Annotated in this window: 20 protein-coding genes; 13 read left to right on the forward strand and 7 right to left on the reverse strand. The window is 43.9% G+C overall.

The annotated features are described in order from the left end of the window. The first annotated feature begins 634 nt into the window (after positions 1-634). From NLX74_RS11280 to NLX74_RS11290, 3 genes are read left to right on the forward strand one after another with little or no spacing between them, the layout of a single operon-like run. Complete coding sequence (locus tag NLX74_RS11280; protein WP_166156228.1) at positions 635-1,609, forward strand: ABC-three component system protein; 975 nt, start codon at positions 635-637, stop codon at positions 1,607-1,609. Continuing rightward, on the forward strand, positions 1,593-1,820 hold the full coding sequence (locus NLX74_RS11285; RefSeq protein ID WP_235309010.1) for an ABC-three component system middle component 6: 228 nt from the start codon (positions 1,593-1,595) through the stop codon (positions 1,818-1,820). Before NLX74_RS11280 ends, NLX74_RS11285 begins: the two co-directional genes overlap by 17 nt. Further along, positions 1,811-3,532 carry a DUF2326 domain-containing protein gene (locus NLX74_RS11290; protein ID WP_254328760.1) on the forward strand — a complete coding sequence of 574 codons (1,722 nt, stop codon included), beginning with the start codon at positions 1,811-1,813 and terminating at the stop codon, positions 3,530-3,532. Before NLX74_RS11285 ends, NLX74_RS11290 begins: the two co-directional genes overlap by 10 nt. 224 nt (positions 3,533-3,756) lie before the next feature. On the opposite strand, the gene NLX74_RS25840 is transcribed toward NLX74_RS11290, so the two are convergent. Together NLX74_RS25840 and NLX74_RS11295 are read right to left on the reverse strand one after the other, a co-directional pair. Further along, the gene (locus NLX74_RS25840) at positions 3,757-3,981 is read right to left on the reverse strand and encodes an IS3 family transposase (RefSeq protein WP_367997038.1); all 225 of its coding nucleotides are present in this window, start codon (positions 3,979-3,981) and stop codon (positions 3,757-3,759) included. A 546-nt stretch (positions 3,982-4,527) separates the two neighbouring features. Further along, positions 4,528-4,755: a helix-turn-helix domain-containing protein gene (locus NLX74_RS11295; protein WP_235309015.1), complete on the reverse strand. Its 228-nt coding sequence runs from the start codon at positions 4,753-4,755 to the stop codon at positions 4,528-4,530. A 108-nt stretch (positions 4,756-4,863) separates the two neighbouring features. Between NLX74_RS11295 and NLX74_RS11300 the strand changes: the two genes are divergently transcribed. The 7 genes from NLX74_RS11300 to NLX74_RS11330 all read left to right on the forward strand — a co-directional run bounded on the left by NLX74_RS11300 (position 4,864) and on the right by NLX74_RS11330 (position 13,031). Next, positions 4,864-5,130: a hypothetical protein gene (locus NLX74_RS11300; protein ID WP_254328761.1), complete on the forward strand. Its 267-nt coding sequence runs from the start codon at positions 4,864-4,866 to the stop codon at positions 5,128-5,130. 420 nt (positions 5,131-5,550) lie between these two features. Continuing rightward, positions 5,551-6,945: a TldD/PmbA family protein gene (locus tag NLX74_RS11305; RefSeq protein ID WP_254328762.1), complete on the forward strand. Its 1,395-nt coding sequence runs from the start codon at positions 5,551-5,553 to the stop codon at positions 6,943-6,945. Positions 6,946-6,948: 3 nt separating this feature from the next. Continuing rightward, the gene (locus NLX74_RS11310; RefSeq protein ID WP_254328763.1) at positions 6,949-8,292 is read left to right on the forward strand and encodes a TldD/PmbA family protein; all 1,344 of its coding nucleotides are present in this window, start codon (positions 6,949-6,951) and stop codon (positions 8,290-8,292) included. Between the two features lie 214 nt (positions 8,293-8,506). Continuing rightward, a complete protein-coding gene (gene thrC / locus NLX74_RS11315; protein WP_254328764.1) occupies positions 8,507-9,898 on the forward strand; it encodes a threonine synthase in 1,392 nt (463 codons plus the stop codon). 379 nt (positions 9,899-10,277) lie between these two features. Continuing rightward, the gene (gene gdhA, locus NLX74_RS11320; protein WP_235309024.1) at positions 10,278-11,654 is read left to right on the forward strand and encodes an NADP-specific glutamate dehydrogenase; all 1,377 of its coding nucleotides are present in this window, start codon (positions 10,278-10,280) and stop codon (positions 11,652-11,654) included. 279 nt (positions 11,655-11,933) lie between these two features. Then, complete coding sequence (locus NLX74_RS11325; protein WP_025718154.1) at positions 11,934-12,326, forward strand: MarR family winged helix-turn-helix transcriptional regulator; 393 nt, start codon at positions 11,934-11,936, stop codon at positions 12,324-12,326. 51 nt (positions 12,327-12,377) lie between these two features. Continuing rightward, complete coding sequence (locus tag NLX74_RS11330) at positions 12,378-13,031, forward strand: nitroreductase family protein (RefSeq protein ID WP_061828772.1); 654 nt, start codon at positions 12,378-12,380, stop codon at positions 13,029-13,031. 134 nt (positions 13,032-13,165) lie between these two features. On the opposite strand, the gene NLX74_RS11335 is transcribed toward NLX74_RS11330, so the two are convergent. The 3 genes from NLX74_RS11335 to NLX74_RS11345 form a co-directional block, all read right to left on the reverse strand. Next, a complete protein-coding gene (locus NLX74_RS11335) occupies positions 13,166-14,320 on the reverse strand; it encodes a VanZ family protein (RefSeq protein ID WP_235309026.1) in 1,155 nt (384 codons plus the stop codon). A 7-nt stretch (positions 14,321-14,327) separates the two neighbouring features. After that, positions 14,328-15,671 (reverse strand): amino acid permease, encoded by a 1,344-nt coding sequence (locus NLX74_RS11340; RefSeq protein WP_254328765.1) that lies wholly within the window; start codon positions 15,669-15,671, stop codon positions 14,328-14,330. Positions 15,672-15,940: 269 nt separating this feature from the next. Next, complete coding sequence (locus tag NLX74_RS11345; protein ID WP_254328766.1) at positions 15,941-17,206, reverse strand: VWA domain-containing protein; 1,266 nt, start codon at positions 17,204-17,206, stop codon at positions 15,941-15,943. Positions 17,207-17,386: 180 nt separating this feature from the next. Here NLX74_RS11345 and NLX74_RS11350 point away from each other — a divergent pair, with 180 nt between their 5' ends. After that, positions 17,387-19,381 carry an ABC transporter substrate-binding protein gene (locus NLX74_RS11350; protein ID WP_254328767.1) on the forward strand — a complete coding sequence of 665 codons (1,995 nt, stop codon included), beginning with the start codon at positions 17,387-17,389 and terminating at the stop codon, positions 19,379-19,381. Between the two features lie 116 nt (positions 19,382-19,497). Here the strand turns inward: NLX74_RS11350 and NLX74_RS11355 are convergent, their stop codons facing one another. After that, complete coding sequence (locus NLX74_RS11355; protein WP_254328768.1) at positions 19,498-20,550, reverse strand: 2,3-butanediol dehydrogenase; 1,053 nt, start codon at positions 20,548-20,550, stop codon at positions 19,498-19,500. Between the two features lie 340 nt (positions 20,551-20,890). Here NLX74_RS11355 and NLX74_RS11360 point away from each other — a divergent pair, with 340 nt between their 5' ends. Continuing rightward, positions 20,891-21,928: a LacI family DNA-binding transcriptional regulator gene (locus NLX74_RS11360; protein WP_235309036.1), complete on the forward strand. Its 1,038-nt coding sequence runs from the start codon at positions 20,891-20,893 to the stop codon at positions 21,926-21,928. A 65-nt stretch (positions 21,929-21,993) separates the two neighbouring features. Next, positions 21,994-22,644, forward strand: coding sequence for a hypothetical protein (locus NLX74_RS11365; RefSeq protein WP_254328769.1), 651 nt, complete (start codon positions 21,994-21,996; stop codon positions 22,642-22,644). Between the two features lie 161 nt (positions 22,645-22,805). On the opposite strand, the gene NLX74_RS11370 is transcribed toward NLX74_RS11365, so the two are convergent. Beyond that, entirely contained in the window at positions 22,806-23,735 is a 930-nt protein-coding gene (locus NLX74_RS11370; RefSeq protein ID WP_254328878.1) for an AraC family transcriptional regulator, read from the reverse strand. Positions 23,736-23,858: the final 123 nt, after the last annotated feature.

A 23,858-nucleotide genomic window follows, 5' to 3' on the forward strand; every position in this document is an offset into this window, starting at 1 on the left:
GAGGTGATATTTAATAAACAACCCAGCATATGTATTTATCGGTTAAAAGAGAGATTTAGTTTACAGAATGGCCATTGGTTGGGGGATTTACTATGTGTATTTTTGGAAGCAGGTGATATAGGAGAGAAGTGTAAAGTAGAAAAAACATATAAGTAGGAGGTGATAGGTAGTATATCCCTTCCATCATCTCGATACATGTGAAGTGCGTGGTAGTAATATATCGGGATAATAAGCATTGATGTACGAGGGCTAGAGGGTAATTTGAATATGTTCCTGCATTCAAAAAATCGCTTTAGGGTTGAGTGCGGGAACATAGATTATTTTCATGCATAAGGGGCACGGGAAACGAATAGATACGTAGAAATCCTTTGTTTTCAACACTTTGCGGGTTTCATGACCTTCACGAAGGATGGCGCTGATTTCAAAATAAGGTGAGAAGGACAAAATCGAGGTTTCGGTCGTGCTGAACCTTGGTTTTTGACGTCGAGTGTGTAGACATGTAGTAAAGTGTATGGAGCGTCTTTATTAGACGCTTTTTTTATTGAACTTCAATAGGAAGAGGAATTTCCAATGATTTGTCGAATAGTCAATGAACGTGGTTAAAATCATTTCTGAATAGGGGTATGTATGACTAATGAATCGAAGTAAATACTTCAATTATATAGAAGAAAAGCTGGAGGTTTTGGCAAGACGAATTGAAAAACGAGGAAAGATCAATTTATTGGATTTGAATATATATTCAGAGACGTTTTTTGCCGAATTAATGAATTTATTGTTTGGACTTACGTTGGTTAATATGAATATACTTAAACAGAATGTTGAAGGTATTGATTTGGTGGATGTAAACCACAAAGTTGTTGCTCAAGTATCTTCAACCTGTACAAAACAAAAAATTGAAGGCTCGTTAAATAAGGATATATTCCGTAGGTATTCAGGTTACCGTTTCATTTTTGTTTCAATTGCTAAGGATGCAACCAAACTTCGGGATATGAGTTTTATTAATCCACATAATGCTGCTTTTTCTCCCACGGATGACATTGTGGATATAAACACATTATTAAATGTTATACTGAGCATGGAAATCGACAAACAGCGTGAGGTATTTGAGTTTGTAAAAAAGGAACTTGGAAATGATGTTGATCTACTTAAAGTAGATACGAATCTTGCGACCATCATAAACATACTTGCAAATGAGAATCTTGCTAACTGTATTGAATCGCCAGAGATTAATTCCTTTGAGATTGATAAGAAAATAACCTTCAATGATTTATCGGATGTCAAAGACACAATTGATGATTACAAGATATTTTACCAAAAGTTAGATGAAAAATATGCTGAGTTTGATAGGGAAGGCTCGAATAAAAGCTTTTCCGTTTTTCAAATTATCAAAAAGCAGTATACAATGCATCAACATGAAAAAGCTAACTCTAAAGAACTTTTCTACAGTATAATTGATAACATAACCAAGATAATTATCGAGAGCAAAAATTATATTGAAATTCCGTATGAAGAATTGGAACTCTGCGTCTGTATTTTAGTCGTAGATGCTTTTATACGATGCAAAATTTTTAAGAATCCGGAGGGATATAGCCATGTTATTGCCGGATAATATACATCCACAGCTTAGCATTTACTATAATGGATCTTTAGTTTTGAAAGAACTTAAACAACATGCCAAACAACAAGTATTTGATCTGTATCATAGGATTAAAAGCCAATATAACATGTCTTTTCCCACTTTCATGCTTTGTTTAGATTGGCTTTATCTAATTGATTCTGCAAAGATAGACGATGATGGATGGGTGGAATTATGTTCATAAAAACACTGAAAATAACGAGTCGCGCAGGGACAATAAGAGAGCTGACTTTTCAATCCGGTTTGAACCTAATCATTGACGAAACACCATCCAATGATGATAAATCTACTGGGAATAATGTGGGGAAAACAACAGTATTAAAGCTAATTGACTTTTGTTTAGGGTCTAACGCTTCAATAATATATTCTGATACAGAGAATAAAAAGGAAGTCTATGAGTTGGTTAAAGATTTTCTTGTAACCGAAGAAGTATTGATTACTCTTATTCTTGTTGAGGATTTATCAGATGAGGCATCAGATGAAGTAGTAATTGAACGCAATTTTCTGCCAAGAAAAAAGAACATTAGGAAAATTAATGGGAAGTCAATACTTGATAAGGATTTTGAAGACGAGTTACAGGGGCTTCTTTTTCCCGACCATAAGGCTGAGAAACCCACATTCAGACAGATCATCTCTCACAATATTAGATACAAGGATGAGAATATAAGTAATACACTTAAGACTTTGGACAAGTATACCTCTGATGTGGAATATGAGACTTTATATTTGTTCTTATTAGGTTGTGACTTTGATGAAGGGGCAAAGAAGCAAGCATTAGTGGCAAAAATAAAACAAGAAGAAGCCTTCAAGGAAAGACTGGAAAAAAAGCAAACAAAAACAGCTTATGAAATTGCTTTAGAAATGATTGAAGCAGAAATAGCTCAATTAAATGAGAAAAAATCAAATTTCAATTTGAACGAAAATTTTGAAAATCAGTTAGATCAACTTAACTTTGTAAAATTTCAAATAAATAAAAGTAGTTCAAACATAAGTAAAATGAAAATTAGAAAGAACCTCATAGAAGAGGCTAAAAAAGAGATTGAAAATAGCAAAGCTAATATTGACTTGAAGCAATTGGAAGTACTGTATGCTGAGGCTAATGCAAATATTTCTAACTTACAAAAGACCTTTGAAGAGTTAGTAGCGTACCACAACAATATGGTTGTAGAAAAAATTAAGTTTATAACTGCTGATTTACCTTCTTTAACTGTAAAAATTGAGACTGAAGAAAAGAACTTAAATACATTGTTATCTCAGGAGAGAGAGTTGGCAATGACTATATCTAAAGGTGACTCCTTTGAGGAGTTAGAAAAGATTATAACTGAGTTGAATGATAAGTATAGAATTAAGGGTGAATATGAGAGTATTATCTCGCAATTAGATGAAGTAGAGGAAAATATTAGTGAGATTGATGCTCAAATTAAAGTAATTGATGATGTTTTATTTTCAGGAAGTTTTGAAGAAAAGTTAAGAGGCCAAATTCATAAGTTTAATAAACATTTTTCTGAAATTTCTTTTGAATTATACGGTGAGAAGTATGCATTGAAGTATGATAAAGTTATTCATAAAAAGAGCCAGCAGCAGATATATAAATTCAGCGCATTCAATGCTAATTTAAGCTCAGGCAAAAAACAGGGTGAGATTTTATGCTTTGATCTTGCAGCTATATTATTTGCTGATGAGGAAAAAATACCGAGTTTGCACTTCCTTCTAAATGACAAAAAAGAATTAATGCATGATAATCAACTGATTAAAGTTGCAGATTATGTAAGTAAAGAAAATATTCAATTAGTGGTTTCTATTCTGAAGGATAAGTTGCCTGTAAGCCTACTTGATAAAGCCCATATTGTTGTAGAATTATCTCAGGAAAATAAGTTATTTAAAATAGAGGAATAACTTATCTTGAAATTAAAATCATCTCGTGTGACCAGGAGAGCGCCAGGATTACCGGACGCTCTCTTTTTATATAGATATTTATTAAGAGCCGATTGCCCTGAAATTCAGCGCAGTCGGCTTTTTTACGTCGAAGGGAGGAAATGCGATGACCAAGGTAATCGCCCTGGCTAATCAAAAGGGAGGTGTTAGATTTTTAACAGTAAATTAAACAACTTTTTTAAGGGCTATTTTCTGTAATTGATGGATGTCATATAATCCAGAGTTCCATGTATCTGGTGTTTGTTATACAAGTTCACATCATCACAGAATTCCAGTTCCAAGTGACGAAGGCTATGAAAGTTCATTTGGTTTACGAATTCTGTTTTCATGATTTTAAAGGTGGCCTCGGGACAACCTTCAAGTTTCAACGGCCTAGTAGCATGTGCTGGGTCTTTTCGTCCTATTCTCACTTGTTTTCAAAACATAAACTTTTCTTCTCTTAAGGAACGCTTTTTCCAAAGTAAACTCTTTTAATACGAACATGTATACGATACAATAAAATAAGAACATTAGTTCTATGTTTAAACTAAAATATCGGAGGATAACGTAATCAAAAAAAGACAATACCATATATGGCAATATCAACTTGACGATGTAACAGAGCAAACTGGCGAATTTCCGCTGGCATACACTTTAACAGATGCTAAACAAACAAGTGAAACCTTCATGTATTATATTTTGCACGAAAAATAATGAACAAGAAATTCGATGCTAGAACAGAATACATAACCATTTAAGATACTTTCAACTTAAAATCCAATAATAGCAATCCGTTCAGAAAAATCTCTTCCCAATCATGACCATCGAAACTGGACGTGGACGTGGTAAAGAGAATAATGACAAACTCAAACGTTTGCTGGAAAAGGGCTTTATAGTACTCTATTCAAATACTAATGGTCAAGAGGTTGCTCGGCATACCTATGGGTTTCTGGGTAAGGAATAATAGCAAATGATAACTACTCTTGTTCTACCTCATCAACCAAATCAATAATCTCCCGAATATCTTCAATATCCATGGCTTCGGCTATTCTTTCAATATGATTAAAATTAATGCTCTCACGTTTACCTGATTGAAGTTCGCTTAGAGCAGCGTGTCGTACATCAGATAAACGTGAGAGTTCTCTCAAGGAGATATTGTGTGTTCTCGTAATTTCGTTAATTTTCACAACTACTTTCTTTGCCATTAGGTTTCCCACCTTATTTTACAAAATTTTCTTGACGATACGCATAAACGTAACATATAATTTTTGTAAAACTGGTACTCATATACGTACCAAAAGGTGGGGAATATTTTGACTTCTCAGAGTGACATGGTAGCGGAGTATGAAAAGTTAGTAGAACTTGAAAAGCAATACACAGAGAGGATTCAAACTTGTATTAAATTACTTGGAGATGCGTTTAACATTATCGCTGCCAAAGCAGGAGCGTTGAGCATGGATTCAGTTAAGGAAGCGGCTTATTATTTACACTCAACGGAGATTGAACTAAACCATGTTTTGTACTATATCCGTTTAGAGAAAAGTATTTTAACTAATCAGTTAGAAATGGAAACAAAATGAAGCAAACCCAAGCAGCAGCGAAGGGGACGGAATCGTTCTGAAGAAGCTGAGTGTTCGCCTTTGAACCCGGATTTTTACCGTTAAAATATAATCAAAAAATCTGGAGGCTACAGCGATCAAAAGAATGATCGTCCCCCTAGCGGTCTTACATGCACATACGTTCTCAATCCAGCCACTAAATCCTTTTTCAATGAAGAAACCCGACATGACCCTTCACGGTCTGATCGGGTTTTCCCATTTTCTCTCTCCCAATCTCCACACATGAAATCTTCACGCTCCTCACAACACTGCCGCCCAGATAGTTACACCCACTCCCAACATCATGTATAGTAAAGTTATGGGAAATAAATATGAACCCGCATATGATCTTGAACGTTTAACCGTACAGTAAGAAACATGGCAAAAACGAGGAGGAACGTGATGATACATCCAACACAGATTCAGGATATGCTGCAAGCCGCGCTGGAGACGGGCGGAGATTTTGCAGAGGTGTTCGTCGAGGACCGTACGAATGGACAACTGGGCATGACCGGAGGCGTCGTGGACACGGCGCTGTCAGGCCGGGATTTTGGGATTGGTATTCGGATCATGAAGGAGCATTTTTCGGTGTATGCCTACACCAGTGATATGAGCGAACAGAGCCTGATCCGACTGGCCAAATCGGCTGCCAAGGCCATTCGCGGAGGTGGAGTACCAGGTACACACACCATTACACTCCATCCTCATGCTATCCCTAACCAACATCCGATTGCGATCATTCCTGACGGTTCGCAGAAGCGTGCCAAGATTGATATGATGAGACGGGCGCATGAGGCGGCAAGCCAATATGATCCTTCCATCACGCAAACCTCCATTGGGATCAGTAACTCAATCCAAAACGTGCTGATTGCCAATAGCAACGGGCTGCTGGTGGAGGATACCCGTACGTATACACGTATGAGAATAAGCGCGATTGCGACTGATGGGGAGCATAGACAATCTGGCTTTCGCGGGCCGGGCGCATATGCAGGAACTGAATTTCTGGAGAACCTGAATATCGAAGAGAATGCGAGACACGCCGCTCGTATTGCGACCACGATGGTCAAAGCGGGATATGCGCCTAGTGGCAGACTGCCGGTCGTAATTGAGAACGGCTTCGGCGGCGTTCTTTTTCACGAGGCGTGTGGACACGGGCTGGAATCTACGGCGGTGGCCCATGGGACCTCCGTGTTTGCCAATAAGATCGGGCAGCAGGTGGCTTCACCGCTTGTCACGGCTATAGATGATGGAACGATTCCGAACGCGTGGGGCTCGCTCAATATCGATGATGAAGGAGCAACGACACAGCGCAACGTACTGATCGAGAACGGTATTTTAAAAGGATATCTGATCGACCGCATGGGCTCGCGTCAGATGGGTGTGCCTGCGACAGGGTCAGGACGAAGACAGTCCTATAAATTCGCGCCTGCGTCCCGTATGAACAATACATTTATTGCGAATGGTGAGTCTACCCGTGAAGAGATCATTGCCAATACGGAGTACGGGATCTATGCCAAATCGCTGGGCGGTGGTTCGGTAAACACCTCGACGAGCGAGTTTAATTTTGCAGTCGAAGAGGCGTACATGATTCGCAACGGCAAAATTGCCGAGCCGGTCAAAGGCGCAACGCTAATCGGCAAAGGCATCGAAACCCTACAAAATATTGATATGGTCGGCAACAATCTGGATCATGGTCAGGGGATGTGCGGTTCGGTCAGCGGAAGTCTTCCGGTCAACTGCGGACAGCCGACGATACGAGTGTCCGAGATGACCGTCGGCGGACGGAAGGGGGAATAGGCGATGAATATTCAGCAATTTCAGGAAGCGTTGTTCACGAAAGGTCGGGAAATCGGCTACGCGGATATGGAAATCTACTATGTAAATGGACGCTCTACCTCAGTGAAGGTACTGAAGGGAGAGATTGACCAATATACCATCGTGGAGAACGGTGGGCTTTCCTTCCGGGGTGTCATTAACGGGAAAATGGGCTATGCCTCTACAGAGAAGCTGGAACCGGACGTGATCGACTTTTTATTGGAAGAGGCACGCAGCAATGCGGACATATTGGAGAGCGAGGAACAGGATGAGCTGTTCGCAGGCTCTGAGAGCTACCCTGAGCAGCCTGTCTATGCCGCAGTGTTGGCTGACACGGCTCCTGAGATTCTGATCGAAGCGGCGCTGGAAATGGAGCGCACAGCGCTTGCCGCAGATCCACGGATTGTGATGGCTCGACATTGCTCGGTCAGCATTCGTGAAAATGAGGTCCTGATTGTGAACACCAAAGGACTGCACTGCCATCGTCGTAAAAGTCTGGCGACCGCTTATGTATATGTGATTGCAGCAGACCATGACGAGACCGTTACCGGAGGCTGGCATGATTACTCTTTGCGGAGTGTGGAGGAAATTGATATTGTGGATGTGGCGCATAAAGCCGTAAAAGAGGCTGTTTCCAAGCTGGGGGCGCACACGATCCAATCGGATAACTATCCGGTCATTTTCCGTCATGATGCAGCAGCGCAATTGCTGGCTGCGTATACGTCGGTATTTTCAGCGGAGTCGGTGGATAAAGGCTTTTCGCGATTAGCTGGGAAACTGGGGCAACAGGTAGCAAGCGAGCGTATTACGCTGATCGATGATCCGCTGATGGAGAACGTTCCCGCAGGCAGTACGTTTGATGCTGAAGGCAGCGCAACCCATCGTAATGAGATCATCAAGGACGGGGAACTACGGACGTATTTCCATAACCGCAAGACAGCCCGCAAGGCTGGGGTGGAAAGTACCTCTAATGCTTCCAAGGGCAGCTATAACGGTAAAATTGGTGTGTCGTATCATAATCTGTATGTGGAACCAGGCACGTCTACGTTGGAGGACATGATTCGCAAGACGGATCGCGGGTTGATGATCGTAGAGCTGCAAGGGCTGCATGCGGGTACGAATACGGCGTCCGGTAACTTTTCGCTGGCTTGTCTGGGATACTGGATTGAGCAGGGGCAAGTGATCAGAGCAGTCAATCAGATCACCGTATCGGGTAACTTCTTTGATGTGTTGCAGCAGGTAGAGGAAGTTGGCAACGATTTGCGTTTTACGGGAAGCTGCACATCCCCTTCGCTCAAGCTGGCTGCACTCTCGATTTCAGGTTCCTAATGACTGGAGCGGCCTCTTTTTTCAGACTCACGGGCTGTTCCTGACGTTTAAATTGCTTAGCGATGACAGATGCCTGATGCATCAGGGTATGGTAAAGTAGGAGAAAGTCTTTGAAATATGAAAAAAAGGCTTGGTTACAGCACCGCGACAGGGTATTATAGACAATAATATATTCGAAAAAAGGTTCGAATTGAATTTTTATTGGGGGATGTATATGAGATATATTAGCACTAGAGGTCGAGTAGAAGCCAAGGGATTTATTGATACCGTGCTCATGGGGTTAGCTGACGATGGAGGTCTGATGGTACCGGAGCAGATTCCGACTGTGTCGGCGGCTACGTTAGAACAATGGGCTACATTGAGCTACAGAGAGCTGCTGCTGGAAGTTTTTGCGCTGTATATCAATGATGAGATTCCTCGTGAAGATTTGGAGCAGCTGGTGGAGCGCAGTTATGCGAGCTTCCGTCACCCGGAAGTTACGCCAGTGAAGAAGATCAACGATTCCCTGTCTATTTTGGAGCTGTTCCACGGGCCTACGTTTGCGTTCAAGGATGTGGCCTTGCAATTTATGGGTGAGTTTTATTCCTACGTGTCCAAAAAGCAGAATGAGATCATTCACATTTTGGGTGCAACCTCGGGCGATACCGGGGCGGCAGCGATTCAGGGTGTGCGTGGCAAGGAAGGCATTAAAATCTGTATTTTGCATCCACACCAAAAGGTGAGCAAGGTACAAGAGCTGCAAATGACGACAGTTGACGATGAAAATGTATTGAATCTGTCCGTCAAAGGGAACTTTGACGATTGTCAGAAGGTCATTAAGGACCTGTTTGCCGATCTGGATTTCAAAGCTAAACATCATTTGCGGGCGATTAACTCGATTAACTTTGTGCGTATTTTGGCGCAAACCGTATATTACTTCTATGCCTATTTCCGGGCGCAGGAGTCAGCGGGTACGAAAAAAATCAATATCAGTGTGCCATCTGGCAACTTCGGCAATATTTTTTCCGGCTTTCTTGCGAAGAAAATGGGCTTGCCGATCCATAAGCTGATCATTGCCACCAATGAAAATAATATTTTGGAGCGCTTTGTGAAGACAGGCGAATACAAGCCAGGCGACTTTAAAAGCACATACAGTCCTTCGATGGATATTCAGGTGGCGAGCAATTTCGAAAGATACCTGTATTACTTCCTTGGAGAAGATACAGCCAAGGTATCTGAATACATGAATAACCTCAAGACCGAGGGGCGGATTGTGATCAGTGCAGAGGATTTGAAACGGGTACAGCAGGATTTTGAAGCGCTCGGTGCTTCGAATGAGCAGTGTCTGGAGCTGATCAAAAAATACAAAGCCGAGTACGATTATTTGCTCGACCCGCATACGGCTTGCGGTATTGCCGCGTATGAAGCGTATAATGGCGCGGACGAAGTATGTGTGACCTTTGCGACAGCGCATCCGGCCAAATTTGATGAAGCTATTCGTCTGGTGGACATCAAGCAGGAGTTCCCGACGCAAATTGAACAATTATTCTCGAAATCGCAGCATCAGCAGGTGGTAGAGCATGACGAGGCAGAAATTGTGCGTCAGCTTGAAGCTTTTTATATGTAAAAGAATGGGAAAGGAGGCTACGCCCTGCGCGAGCCTCTTTTTTATTTCCATATTTTCCAGATGTGCTGTATGTTTTAGTTTCAATTTGTTCACATTATAATGCCATGTGGAGTAAGGTGTTAGGGCCTTAGAAATCGTGAAAAAAGCCCGTGAATCAAGGGATTTAGCTTTAATAAACTAACAGGCAATGAGAGGTTCATAGAGTTATTTGATGAAGGATACAAAAATTTTTTATAGGCGAATTAGATGTATTATTATAAAAAATCATGTATAGTTAACTAAATTTTATGAATACATAAAGTTCCACTCTCGAAGGTGCAGAATAACGTCGTTCCGTCATTTAACAGAGGGGCTAATTATAAAAGGGGTGTATTAAATAATGACCATGATCCGTCCAGAGCAGAGTCAACAAGCAGCAGCCGAATATGTACAGTCCGTTTTTGAAAAGGTTATCGCGCGCAATCCTCATGAGAATGAATTCCATCAGGCCGTCAAGGAAATATTGGATTCGCTAATTCCGGTATTGGCTAAGCATCCTAAGTATATGCAGCAGGGGCTTCTGGAACGGCTAGTGGAGCCGGAGCGAGTCATTACCTTCCGTGTACCTTGGGTGGATGATGCAGGGGTTGTACAGGTCAACCGCGGCTTCCGCGTACAGTTTAACAGTGCGATAGGGCCTTATAAAGGTGGACTTCGCTTCCATCCGTCTGTATATCTGGGAATCGTCAAATTTTTGGGTTTTGAGCAAGTTTTCAAAAATGCATTGACGGGTCTTCCCATCGGTGGAGGTAAAGGCGGCTCGGATTTTGATCCCAAAGGGAAATCAGATAACGAAGTGATGCGTTTTACACAAAGCTTCATGACGGAGTTGTATAAATATATTGGTCCAGATGCCGACGTTCCGGCAGGGGATATTGGTGTAGGCGGACGTGAGATCGGATACATGTTCGGGCAGTACAAGCGGATTCGCGGAGGACATGAAGGTGGCGTCCTGACGGGTAAAGGGATTCATTACGGAGGCAGTCTCACACGTACAGAAGCGACTGGCTACGGTTGTGTATATTTTGTAAACGAGATGTTGCAGGCTCAGGGATCGTCCTTTGAAGGAAAACGCGTCGTCGTGTCGGGCTCAGGGAACGTATCCATTTATGCGATTGAAAAAGCACAGCAGCTCGGTGCTACAGTCGTGGCATGTAGTGACTCGAATGGCTACATCTATGATCCAGACGGTATCGATCTGCAGCTGGTAAAGCAGCTGAAAGAAGTGAATCGTCTGCGGATTAGCGAGTATACTCAAGAGCGTCCAGGCGCAATCTATACAGAGGGCTGTTCGGGGATCTGGTCGATCCCATGCGACATCGCACTGCCATGCGCCACACAGAATGAGATTGACGAGCAAGCAGCCCAGTTGCTGGTAAGCAATGGTGTAAAAGCTGTAGGCGAAGGTGCCAATATGCCATCCTCGCTACAGGCCATTGAAGTGTTTTTGGGCAATGGAGTTCTGTTTGGACCAGCCAAGGCAGCCAATGCAGGCGGAGTAGCGGTCTCGGCGCTTGAAATGTCGCAGAACAGCATGCGTCTGTCATGGACCTTTGAGGAAGTGGATGCCAAGCTGCATGATATTATGAAAAATATCTATGCTAACAGCGTGAAGGCGGCTGAGGAATACGGCGTACCGGGCAATCTGGTTGTCGGGGCCAATATCGCAGGATTTGTGCGTGTGGCCGACGCAATGCTGTCCCACGGGATTGTTTAACTTAACGGTATACCAACCCTTATCTCCTATTACATGATGATTGAACAAGTAAGCTAATGAAACAAAAGCTGAGTGGCTCTGTGTGAGTCGCTCAGCTTTTATTTGCAAAGAGCACTTTATTTTTCTCAGGGACTTGATTTATTTTTAAAGAGGATGTATATTACTTGATAGATCAATAATTGATGGATCAAAGGTCGGATCATCAAGCCCAGCGATATGCTTAAGGGAGGAGAGATTGATATCACCCAGACACCATCCGAGCCTGAGTATATTTTTGACATGCTGTTGTTGCTGAACAAGCAGATTAGCTCCAAGTTTGAGCGTTGTGCAGGAGTCAGCGCATCCAGATTGCAGCTATTGTGCAAGTTGTATCAAGTGGAGGAGATTAGTCAAACTCTGCTGCAAAAAGAGGTTGGCATTGACGCTGCAGCCGTAACGCGCCATTTGAAACAACTGGAAGCGACAGCTATGGTCACACGACGCACGAAGCCAGAGGACAACAGGGTTACCTTGGTAAGCCTGACCGATTATGGGCGTGCACGCATTGTCATCTTTAAGCAGGAGCGCTCGCAGTTTGTAGCTCAGCTACTACAGAGCTTCGACGAGACCCAACGGCACCAACTAGCTGATATGCTGCAAGTGATGAATAGTCACATATCTGATATGGACTGACAACATTTTTTTAACATTACTATACCCACAGAGGGACAAGGAGAGATTGGAATGAATAATACGAATACATCCAGTACTGTAAAAACGAATGATTTTAAAGAAATCGCCCTGGGACGTCGTTCTGTAAAAGTATACGATCCGTCCGTGAAGATCAGCCGCGAGGAAATGACCGAGATTTTGACGGAAGCTACACGCGCACCATCTTCCATTAACCTGCAACCTTGGCGTTTCCTTGTCATTGACAGCCCTGAAGGTAAAGCTACACTGGCACCATTGGCCCGTTTCAACCAACGTCAAGTAGAAACATCTTCGGCAGTGATCGCTGTGTTTGGAGATTTGAACAACTTTGATAATTTCGAACAAATTTTCGGAGAAGCTGTAGAACTGGGCTATATGCCAAAAGACGTCAAAGAAATGCAACAGGAAAAAGTAGCAGCCCATTTTGCAGCGCTTGATCCAGTTGTGAACAAAGAAACGGTCCTGATCGATGGTGGCTTGGTATCCATGCAGCTTATGCTGGTAGCACGCGCTCATGGCTACGACACCAACGCTATTGGCGGTTTTGAAAAGGATCAAATTGCTGAAGCCTTTGGTCTGGAAAAAGATCGTTATGTCCCTGTTATGCTCATTTCCATGGGTAAAGGTATCAACGATGGTCATCCGTCCACACGATTGCCTATTGATCAAATTGCACAGTGGAAATAAGGAAAACGAACTAACATCTATACACAACAAAAAAAACAGGCGGACAAAGGAAATCCCTTTGCTTCGCCTGTTTTTTATTTGCTTGGATGCAACGTAGATCGCGGGTGCTTATCACGTTGTCAGTCTTTCGGTTATCATGTCACGGTATTTTCTCCCGATGTCTCTGCCGAATCAGCGGTGTCATTCTGAGGATGATGATAATGCTTGGGCCATATAATTTGGTGCGAAGTATGGCTAAGCTCCTCATAAAATAACGGGGCTTTCTTGATTAGACGTATGACCAGATGGAAAAAGAACCATCCATTCATCACCAACAACAAAAGGCTGATCAGAACACTTACCCATGGAGAGACTTGAGACCACAGCACGGGTCCACCCAGTACGTAATTAAGTCCAAAATACAACCAATACAAGAGAATGTAACGCTTGAAGAGCCCCCACAGGGAAATCCGTTGTCCCGTCCCTGTAAGATGAATACGCACCAGCCATTTCCCAGGAGTTCGTCCATTCGTCAGGTAAGGGACCCCCATAAAGTAGACTCCACTGGAAACCCAGAAAGCAGCAGGAACATGCAGAGACTCCATGATGCCGAGTAGCCCGATCCATATGATAGAATCCACGAAAAAGGCTACGCCCCGTCGGGTATAGGACACTCGCTTCGTTGCCATGTCCACATGCTTGTCCAGATGTTCCAAGCGGGGCAGGAAGCGTGAAAACCATTCGCCTAATAGAAAGCCTAGCATACCGCCCAAGGTATTAGCCATCAGATCGTCTACATCGAACACGCGATACGCATGGTCAAAAAATCCATATAGTCCTGTCAGCTGTGTCACCTCAAAGAAGAGGGACAGGATAAAGGACAGAATCAGACACCATCCCCATCGTGCACGGAAATAATAACGTAAGAACATACCGAAAGGCATGGTCATCACAACGTTAAAAACGACCTGCAGAAAAGCGCGCTCCTTCAGTAAATGAACATAGCTGGAGGGATGGGCGGGTGAGACGGAAGTTTCTCTTATAATGTCATGAACGAACTGCAAGGGCATCAACTGCAACGCTCCCCCGGCTAATGCAGCATTATGACGCGATGCCGGAAGCGGGAGTATGACCAGAAAGAAGACGTTCATCAAGTATAAAAGCATCAAATAAAGCAGCCATGCTCTAGCTTTGTGAATATAGCCATGCCTGCGATATTGCACGATTAGAAAAGGCAGTGTAAACAATAACGCAGCAAAAGGAAACGCAAGAAAGGCATACGAAACAGGAAATAGATACGATTGAATCATGTGCTGCTTACGCCTGCTTTCTCCGGAACTTCACCAAAGACCAGATGATCAGAAATGCCATGAAAGCCAGGCACACGCTAATGCTAATGCGATTTTGCGGGTCCAGCAAGAATAGGAACGCAATTACCCATAGGCATCCTACTGTGACCGCCGTTACATAAGGGAATCCCCATATCTTGAAAGTAGGCTCCACTGGATAAGATTTGCGCAATTTCAATTGGGACAGACAAATGCAGCTCCAGACGAGCAGCACGACAAAGCCAGGTACAGCCATCAAAATACGGAACAGTCCGTCCTGAGCGAGATAAGCAACCATGGAACCGACAATCAGGACTACCGCGCACAATTTGAGACTATTTACCGGAACCCCGTTTGAAGATAAGCGGGCGAGTGATTTGGGACCTTCTCCATTGATAGCCAGCGAATGTAGCATACGTGTAGCCCCGTAAATCCCCGAATTGGCGGCAGACAGTACAGCAGTGATCAGAATAAAGTTCATGACATGAGCCGAGCCTTGAAGCCCTACAGAAGACAATACCTGTACAAACGGGCTGGTATTCGCATCCAGTTGGTTCCAGGGAATCAAGCCACAAATGATGAGAATGGGCAACGTATAGAACAAAACAACGCGAAGAATAAAGCTTTTAACCACTCTAGGCAGTACCTTTTCCGGATTTTCTGTCTCCGTCAACGTCAGTCCAATCAGCTCGGACCCGCCGTATGAAAAGGTAACGACCAGCAGCGCTGAAAAGATAGCCAACCAGCCATTGGGTAGAAATCCGCCGTGCTGCGCGTAGTTGCTTAGATAAGGTGGAGTTTCAGTGGGAATAATCCCGAACAGTATACAGCCACCCAAGGCGATGAAGATAATAATCATGGCAATCTTAATACCCGCAAGCCAAAATTCTAGCTCCCCAAAACCGCCAACACTCAGCATGTTGACGACAATAATGAAAGCTGCACTCACTAAACTGAGTACCCATAGAGGAACATCTGGCAACCAATATTGCAGGAAGCTTCCCGCAGCAATGACCTCAATGATACAGACGGCCAGCCACATGAAGCAATACAACCAGCCGATAATAAAGGACAGTCGTTCTCCAAAAGCTTTGCGAATAAAATCCTTCATATTCATGTTGGGATAGACGGTAGCCATCTCGGCAATTGCGCCCATAACGACCAAGAGCAGGAGTCCCGCGAAGACATAGGATAAAATAACTCCAGGCCCCGCCAAGCTAATCGTTTCGGTACTGCCTTTAAAAATACCCGTCCCGATGACTCCACCCATAGCCATAAAGGTAATATGCCGTGGGAGCAGCTTTTTGTGCAAAGTTGCTTCATTTGATTTCAATATGAAATCCTCCTTCATATAGTGTATAGCTTCAGCATAGCCCAAACAGGGTTACTTCAATTAGACTTATACTACATGAAAATATCCAATTAGGAAATGAAAGAAATAGGATCTGGTAGGGAGATTGAAATCGATAGAGGACAAACTGAAGAAAACAGAGGCAGAATGCTGGCGCTGATGATTGCTCTATCTGCGGTCATTCTGCCTTTATTGCTCTGCTCGGTGAATATTTAAGTGATCATGTAGGAGTATCGCATTGCGGTGAAGGATTAGCTCCGCAATATTCCTTTTGCCCGCACTTGCTTGAGCCAACCAGGAAACTCATTCAGCAGACGGTCGTATAATTCGCTGTCCGTCACCGAGTCGAAGTCATCCAAGGCAAAGAAATCTGCATTATCCACTACGCGTCCGCGCATCTTATCCAACTTTCGAAGGATTCCGTAATCGGCTTGACCAAGACCTACAAATTGCCAGAAAATCGGGGCGCTCGAGCTTTTAATCAGCAGTTGTTCTATTTTTTTCTGTTCATAAATACCTCCATCACTGAAAAAGATAATGTAGGTCGGGATTATATCGTTGGGATCTTCTTTTGTATATTTTAGTATGATATCCTTCATGACTTCTGGTTCGTTATTTCCCCACCCTAGCTCACTATCTTCACTAGGCTCAGCATAATTCATATGAATGTAATTCTCGAAATTCTTCTCTGTGACGCTTGGAGCACGCTTGGCTTTGTCTGCAAAAAACCATACATCCATTTCACCATTGTCATCCATACAGGCGGCTACAGCCAACACACGTTCGCAGGCTTTTTGCACCGTCCCACCCGTGTACAATTTGAACATAGAAACAGAAGCATCGAATACAACCGCTACCCGTGCCTTTTCACGGTCTATCTGTTTCTTTTTTAGTGAATATTGTACATTCTGCTTGTGCAGATTGATTCTTCCACTCACAGGAGAAGTTTCTTTCATGTCAGCTTTATCCGCTGACGGTGCTGCTGGCGATTCCGTCTCCTCTACGGTGACACCGTGAGCCTCGGCAAGCGGCTTTAGTCCTCCGTTGAAACCACGTCCCACTGCGCGAAGCTTAAAGCCAGACGTATGACGATACACTTCTGCCAGCACAAGCGATGTCTCACTGGTGGCTTCGGTGATGCTGTAGGTGATATGGGATTGCTTGCCTTGAGCAGTAACTGAGCAGCCGACCACATCGGCAAAAGTACCTGGGCCGTCCACTGTGGCCGCAAACACACATTTTTCCACCCCGGTTCGTTCCAGTTCCTGGAGCGCTACAGTAAACTCAGTGGTTCTGTCATTTGGACGCTGTAATCGTACATGGCCGTGCGGGTCAGCGGGTTGATTGTAAAAAACGAAATAGTCATCTGAGCAAACCTTTCCGTCTGCTCCTACCATAAAACAGCTAACATCCAGTTCGGCAGGTGCATGCTTCCATGTAATGGTGACCCGCACTGTATCTTCCTTACCGAATGGTGCATTAGCTCCTGTACTCAATGCAATGTTGGAACCGCTCATGCTGTCAAACCCCCTATGTATTTTAAATCTTGTATTTATACAAATTGTACCATGGAAATGGTATATTGACCTTGTTTCGTGCAGGAATATTTGTCTCATGGTAGACGCAGTAAAAGATGATATATAATAAGGTTGGTTTGGAAAAAAAGTATGATATTTATGAAGCGGAGGCTTTGATACGTGAAGCAGGATCGGCAAAAGCAGGCAGGTTCCTATATCGGGATGAGCAAGGGACATGAAGCTGATGAGTTAAACAAACTGCTGTCCCTATGGCTCCATTCGTCGATCCGTGTCATGGATGTCCGGCATATTCGACTGGAGCCGGAAGAGTTGCTTCAACCGTATCGTCTTCCAGCGCAGGCTTTTGTATTTGTATTGCAGGGTAGCGTGCGTTTGGATGGTGATTGGAAGGATACGCCACATTCAGGATACATACTGCATGGCAGCAAAGGCTTTGAACTGAATATGAAACCCTCGCAATGCGGGATTGAATATATCCTTGTACTATATAAAGCGACTTCTCTATCTGGACATACGGTGTATAATCATCCTTCGATAGTTCATGGTTTTGCACCGCCTTATCCGGTTATACTGTATCAAAAGCTGCAACTACTGGATGAAGCATGGCAGGATCAAGAGACGCTATCCAAGATTCAGGCTCAGGGTCGGTTCTATGATTTTGCATATGAATGTATACGGCAATTGCAGGAACCGAAGGCTCGAACTTCTGCGCGGGATATTGTGACACAGGCCATTCGATTTATGCAGATCCATTATGCGGAGTCCGTAACGCTGGAACGTTTGGCCGGATTGTTGGAATGCAGTCCGAGACATTTGACCCGGTTATTTAAAAAACAAACGGATTGTAGCCCGATTATGTACTTGATTCAACTGCGAATGGACAAGGCGAAGGAGCTTTTGCGGAAGACGGATGCGACTTTGCAGGATATCGCTGTCAGTGTGGGGTACCCGGATGTCTATTTCTTTAGCCGGGCATTCAAAAAATATACGGGTGTATCCCCGGTTCATTACCGGGACAGCCTATATTCATCTGCTTTTGTGAGAGATACCAGTCTGGATAATCCATTAAGCATGTCTGAATGTTCCATTGATTCGATAAGTGGCGCCCTGCATACTGTTATTGAGGATAATAATCATTATCAAAATCATGATGAAGGGATTTTACGAATGAATAGAAACGCAAAGCATTCCATGGCATTTATTTTATTGCTTAGTTTTACCCTGCTGCTCAGCGCGTGCTCAGGCACATCAAGTCCTACGGCAACCGATGGCGCTTCCCAAGGGACCAATAAAACATCAGCGGAACCAACATCACAGGAAAGGGTGCTGAAGGATGCACTTGGGCATGAGGTAAAAATTCCGGCTCAGCCTCAGCGTGTGATCGCTTCTTATCTGGAGGATCATCTTGTTGCGCTGGGGGTTAAACCTGTAGCCCAATGGTCGGTAGGGAAAAATTCAGTTCAAGGTTACCTGCAAAAAGAACTGAAGGACGTTCCCACCATTGCTTCAGATCTTCCGTTTGAGGCGGTTCTGAACTTCAAGCCTGATTTAATCATTATGGACAGTGCGAGCATGGTGGAAGGCGACAAATATAATCAATACTCTAAGATTGCTCCAACCTACGTGGTAGGCACTAATATGAACAATGATTGGCGTCAAGAGCTGCTGATCGTGGGTGAAGTGCTGAATAAGAGCAGTGAAGCGAAGCAGGCATTGAGCAACTACGACAAAAAAGCAGCAGAGGCTAAAGCCAAGCTGAGTCAGACGGTAGGACAAAAAACTGCGGCGGCATTGTGGGTAACGGATAAAAATGTGTATGTCGTAAACCAGAATCTATCCAGCGGTGATGTATTGTATAAGGATTTGGGATTCAAGATTCCACAAGTTGTACAGGAGATTTCCAAAACGGCTAAGGCGAACTGGAGTAATTTATCGCTTGAGAAGCTGGCCGAGCTGGATGCGGATTATATCTTTATCGTGAACAGCAAAAACGTAAGTAAAGAAGATATTGTAAAAGATCCTGTATGGGCGGGAATTCCAGCCGTTAAAGAAGGCCATGTATACGATTTTGGTAAGGATTCCAGCTGGTTGTATACAGGTACAATTGCAAACAGTCAAATGATTGACGATGTTCTGAAAAATGTAACTCAGTAATCCACATGGTAATCAAAAAAACGCTACTCATCTTGACGACAGTATGTCGCAGGAAGGAGAGCGTTTTTTTATAAAAAGATGTCTGCATAGAGCAGACATCTGGTTTGTTTTCGATATTAGGCTTGCGGAGATACCAGGATTTTAACCTGATTTTTCTCTTTCAGGAGACCTTCAAAACCTTGCTCAATCACTTCTTCGAGTTTAATACGTTTGGTAACCAGCTTGTCGGCAGGGAAATAACCTTTTTCCATCAGGCTGATGACAGCCGGGAATACATCACGGTAGCCGATAATACCAGTCAGATTGCGTTCCTTCATAACGATATTGTTAGGCTTGATCGGAGCTTCTTTTTCAAAAATGCTGACGATCATGATTTGTCCGCTAATTTTAGTAGATTCAATAGCTTGAGTCAGCACAGGAGGTACTCCAGTGACTTCATAGGCTACATCTACACCGCCGTTGGTCCGTTTGTGCAGTTCTTCCACCACATCATAAGTTTTAGGATCAATCACGATAGCACCCAGCTCTTCAGCTTTAGCTTTACGCTCCTCGGAAAGTTCTACTGCATAAATCTCAGATGCACCCGAAGCTTTCAACGCTTCAATAACCAGCAATCCGATAGGGCCAGCGCCAAATACTACAGCTTTGTCGCCGACTTTCAGTTGGCTTTGACGAACAGCATACAAAGCAACGGCCGAAGGCTCTACCAATGCGCCTTGCTCGAAAGATACGCTTTCTGGAATTTTGTGAACCATGTGCTCGTCAGCTGCGACATATTCAGAAAATCCACCACCGCCGCCTGCCAGACCGAGGAAGCCCATTTTATCGCAAAGATTATATTTGCCTTGTTTACATGCATCACATTCTCCACATGCAAACACCGGTTCTACAACTACACGGTCGCCAACTTGAATCTTGGTTACACCTTCGCCGATTTCGACAACTTGTCCAGAGAATTCATGTCCCATTACGATCGGCGCTTTTTCGCTAGTCAATGGATGCTGAGCATCTTGGGGAATGAAGATCGGTCCTGCTACATATTCGTGAAGATCACTTCCGCAAATGCCACACCATTCTACCTTAATTTTTACTTTTCCTGCCAGAGCAGCGGGCTGCTCAATATTTTCCAATCGTAAGTCTTTTACTCCATGCCATCTCAATGCTTGCATGTTTGTCATCTCCTTGAAGAATATATGATCATTGCTTCTATAAAAGTGAATGAATTAGGAAACGTTTCCGAAAAATAATATGTCACAATTTTTACACATTGTCAAACCAATTTAATGCAAAAAGCACTTGATTTTTTTGTGAATATAATCACTTGTGACTACAGTGCTATATTTGGCTCCTTACTTTTATACAAAGAGATTTTGCGAATTTTTTAGGTGAGGCAAAGACAAGAAGAAAACGACTTCAATTTTTAGACACTCAATCTGTGGTATAATATCAACATTAAGACTTTATCTTAGAAAGTCAGAAAACGATTCCGTTCTTGAAAGGATTTTGGGCGTGACAGATCAAAAGAAAGTAACCATAGAGGATGTAGCCAAGCGGGCAGGAGTCGGTATTGCGACTGTCTCCAGAGCTATTAATGATAGTGAGGGCATCAGCCCGAGAACGAAAGCCTTGATTTTGCAAGTGATTGAAGAGATGGGGTTTACGCCCAACACCTCGGCTCAGAGCTTGAAAGTTCGTCAGACACGACAAATCGCACTGGCCGTGCCAGACATTCGTAACGCGATTATTCCAGAGATCGCTTGGTCCGTAGAGCAGGCCGCCAAGCAGCATGGTTACCGGGTCGTGCAAATCAATACCGCCGGGAATGCCAGAATGGAGCTTGAAACAGTTCGTGAGGTCAAGAAGCTGCATGTCGACGGGCTCATCATTATGCCGCTGGCGTATCCCAAAATGTTGGTAGACATGATTAACAAAGCCAGCGTTCCCGTGTCCATTATTAACTATGGCAAGAAGCTGGGCGAAGATGTCAAAGCGGATATTGTCAGTCTGGCCCGACAAGAGGGAAGACTCGTGATGGAGCATTTACTTAAAATCGGCAGAACAAGAATCGCCTATGCAGGCGCTGCGAAGGACAAAATCGAGGAGAGATACTTCGCTTATGAGCAGTCTCTCCAGCATGTGGACCCTTCACTCGTTTATTTTGGTGATGATTTTTCCTTTGAGACAGGACTGCGTGCAGCCGATTATTTTTACAGCCTCAAACATATGCCGGATGCTATTTATGCGGTTAATGATATGGTGGCGATAGGGATCGTCAATCGATTTAAGGATTTGGGTGTAAAGGTGCCAGATGAGGTTGCTGTAGTCGGTATTGATAACAATTTGTGGGCTATGGTAACGACTCCTCAGATCAGCTCAGTTTCCATCATGGGGGAAGAGGTGGCACGGTTGGCTGCGGAGCTGCTGCTCAAGAGGATTCAGGAACAGACACCTGGGGATTATGAGCGTGTGCAATTCGAGCCTCGTCTGATCGTGAGGGAATCTAGCGTCTCCGTGATCCGTAAGCCTACGGTGGGACGTGACGAGTAGTAGGGTATGAGTGGATTTTGGGCAATTATAACGTCCATTGTTTGTTCAGACAGGAGAGTGGATTCATGTTAAAAGGTAATGGGTTTGTATCTGTAGCTTGTACTGCACTATTGCTGGCTGTAACCATAGGGTGCACTCCCCATCCAGTGGGACAGGATGCTGAAACTGCGGCGCCGTCCGGGGCAAACAATGGGGAGTCCAAGCAAATTGCAGTCAATACGCAGCATACCCAGCAAAGTAAAGAGGAGCTAGTGCTGTCCTTTTATAAGGATTCATCCCTCAGTGATGAAGCAAAAGTCCGTCATATGACGGACCATTTAGCAGGAATTCAATGGGGAAAGATGAACAAAATCAATGAACATCAAAGCCTGGAAATTATCGAATATCTGTGCAGGCAGCACGCTTTTATTCCATCGGAAAGCTTTGCAAATGTGATCCAGGCTTCTGACGGATTGGATGGAGCTTTAAGCGAAAGCTATGCTGGTCTTATGGGAGATTTGTTTACAAGAGATAGAACTGCGATGACTCGAGCATTGGCAAATATGGACAAAACCAACCGCATACAAGGTATAGGAAGCATCGGGTATGCTCTCAGCTATAGAGAACCCAAGGAAGTCAAGAAAGAGATTCAACAATGGCAGGCAGGACAAAAGCTAACTTCGGCAGAGAAGGATGTCATTCGAGCCTTGTTCGTCAAGCTGGATAATCCGTATTGATGCTCAAATAGTGATGACCACATGCATAGAGGAATATATTGAACAGCCGCGTCTCTACCGGAGGAGCGGCTGTTTTGTACTGTCTTTTTACATCCTACCATGTACGATTGGGATAAGCGTTAGTAGGACCAGTAGTTTCAGATGTTCATCTAACAACGGGTTCAAATGGTCGGGTGATCCTGATCCGAGCGCAAGCGTTTGATATCACTAATTGGAGGCAGGCCGAACAAGCGGGCGTATTCGCGGCTGAATTGTGAGGGGCTCTCGTAACCTACCTGAAAACCGACATCTGCCGCATCCGCTGATCCGGATAACAACAGGCGGCGGGACTCTTGTAGACGTAATTGTTTTTGATATTGCATTGGGCTCATAGCCGTAACCTCTTTAAAATGTCGATGTAGTGACGAAGGACTCATATTCGCTAATTTGGACAATTCCTCAATACGCAACGGCTTATCATAATCCTGCTTAATCCGCTTTATGACTTCTGCAATCCGGTTGGAATGGCTGCCGGTCATGACCAGTTGTTTTAAAGATTCCCCCTGATTACCCTGTAAAATCCTATACAGTATCTCACGAATGACTAATGGAGCCAGCACCGGAACATCCTGCGGGTTTTCCAAAAGATGCACTAGCCTTATCACGGCATCCAGCAGTAGAGAGTTGGTTTGGCTTACATACAAGCCTCGTCTGGAATCAGGCATTGGGCTTGTGGGAAAAGCAGATTCTTTGATCAGGTCCAAAACCTGATGTGGATTAAAATTGAGCCGAAGGCACAAATAAGGAGCTTCTGCTGACGCTTGGATAACCTGCCCCGAGATCGGCAAATCCACCGACACAACAAGGTAGTCGGATGTGCCGTAATGGTAACTTTCCTCTGCGAGCATCACGACTTTTCTGCCTTGTGCCACAATACATAAGGCAGGTTCATGGACTTGATGTATACGAACGGTTGTATTTGAACTTCGGACGAAGTGAAGCGAAGATATGGCTGTAGTGAGAACTCCGTCCTGATTTGAAAATCGTTCTATGAGCCTTGCCAACTCGGCTTGTTTTTCCATGGTAGAACCCTCTATTTTGGTTGCCCCCATCATGACACATCCCTTCTTTGCAAAGTAGCCCATTTTCATTTTCAGTAGTTTATTACATATTAAGGGTCTTCGGAGGATTAGGCAATAATTTGCTCTGATTCTTCTACCGGGCTGATGGACATT

The sequence above is a fragment of the Paenibacillus sp. MZ03-122A genome (genome assembly GCF_024213325.1).
Taxonomy (GTDB): domain Bacteria; phylum Bacillota; class Bacilli; order Paenibacillales; family Paenibacillaceae; genus Paenibacillus; species Paenibacillus polymyxa_B.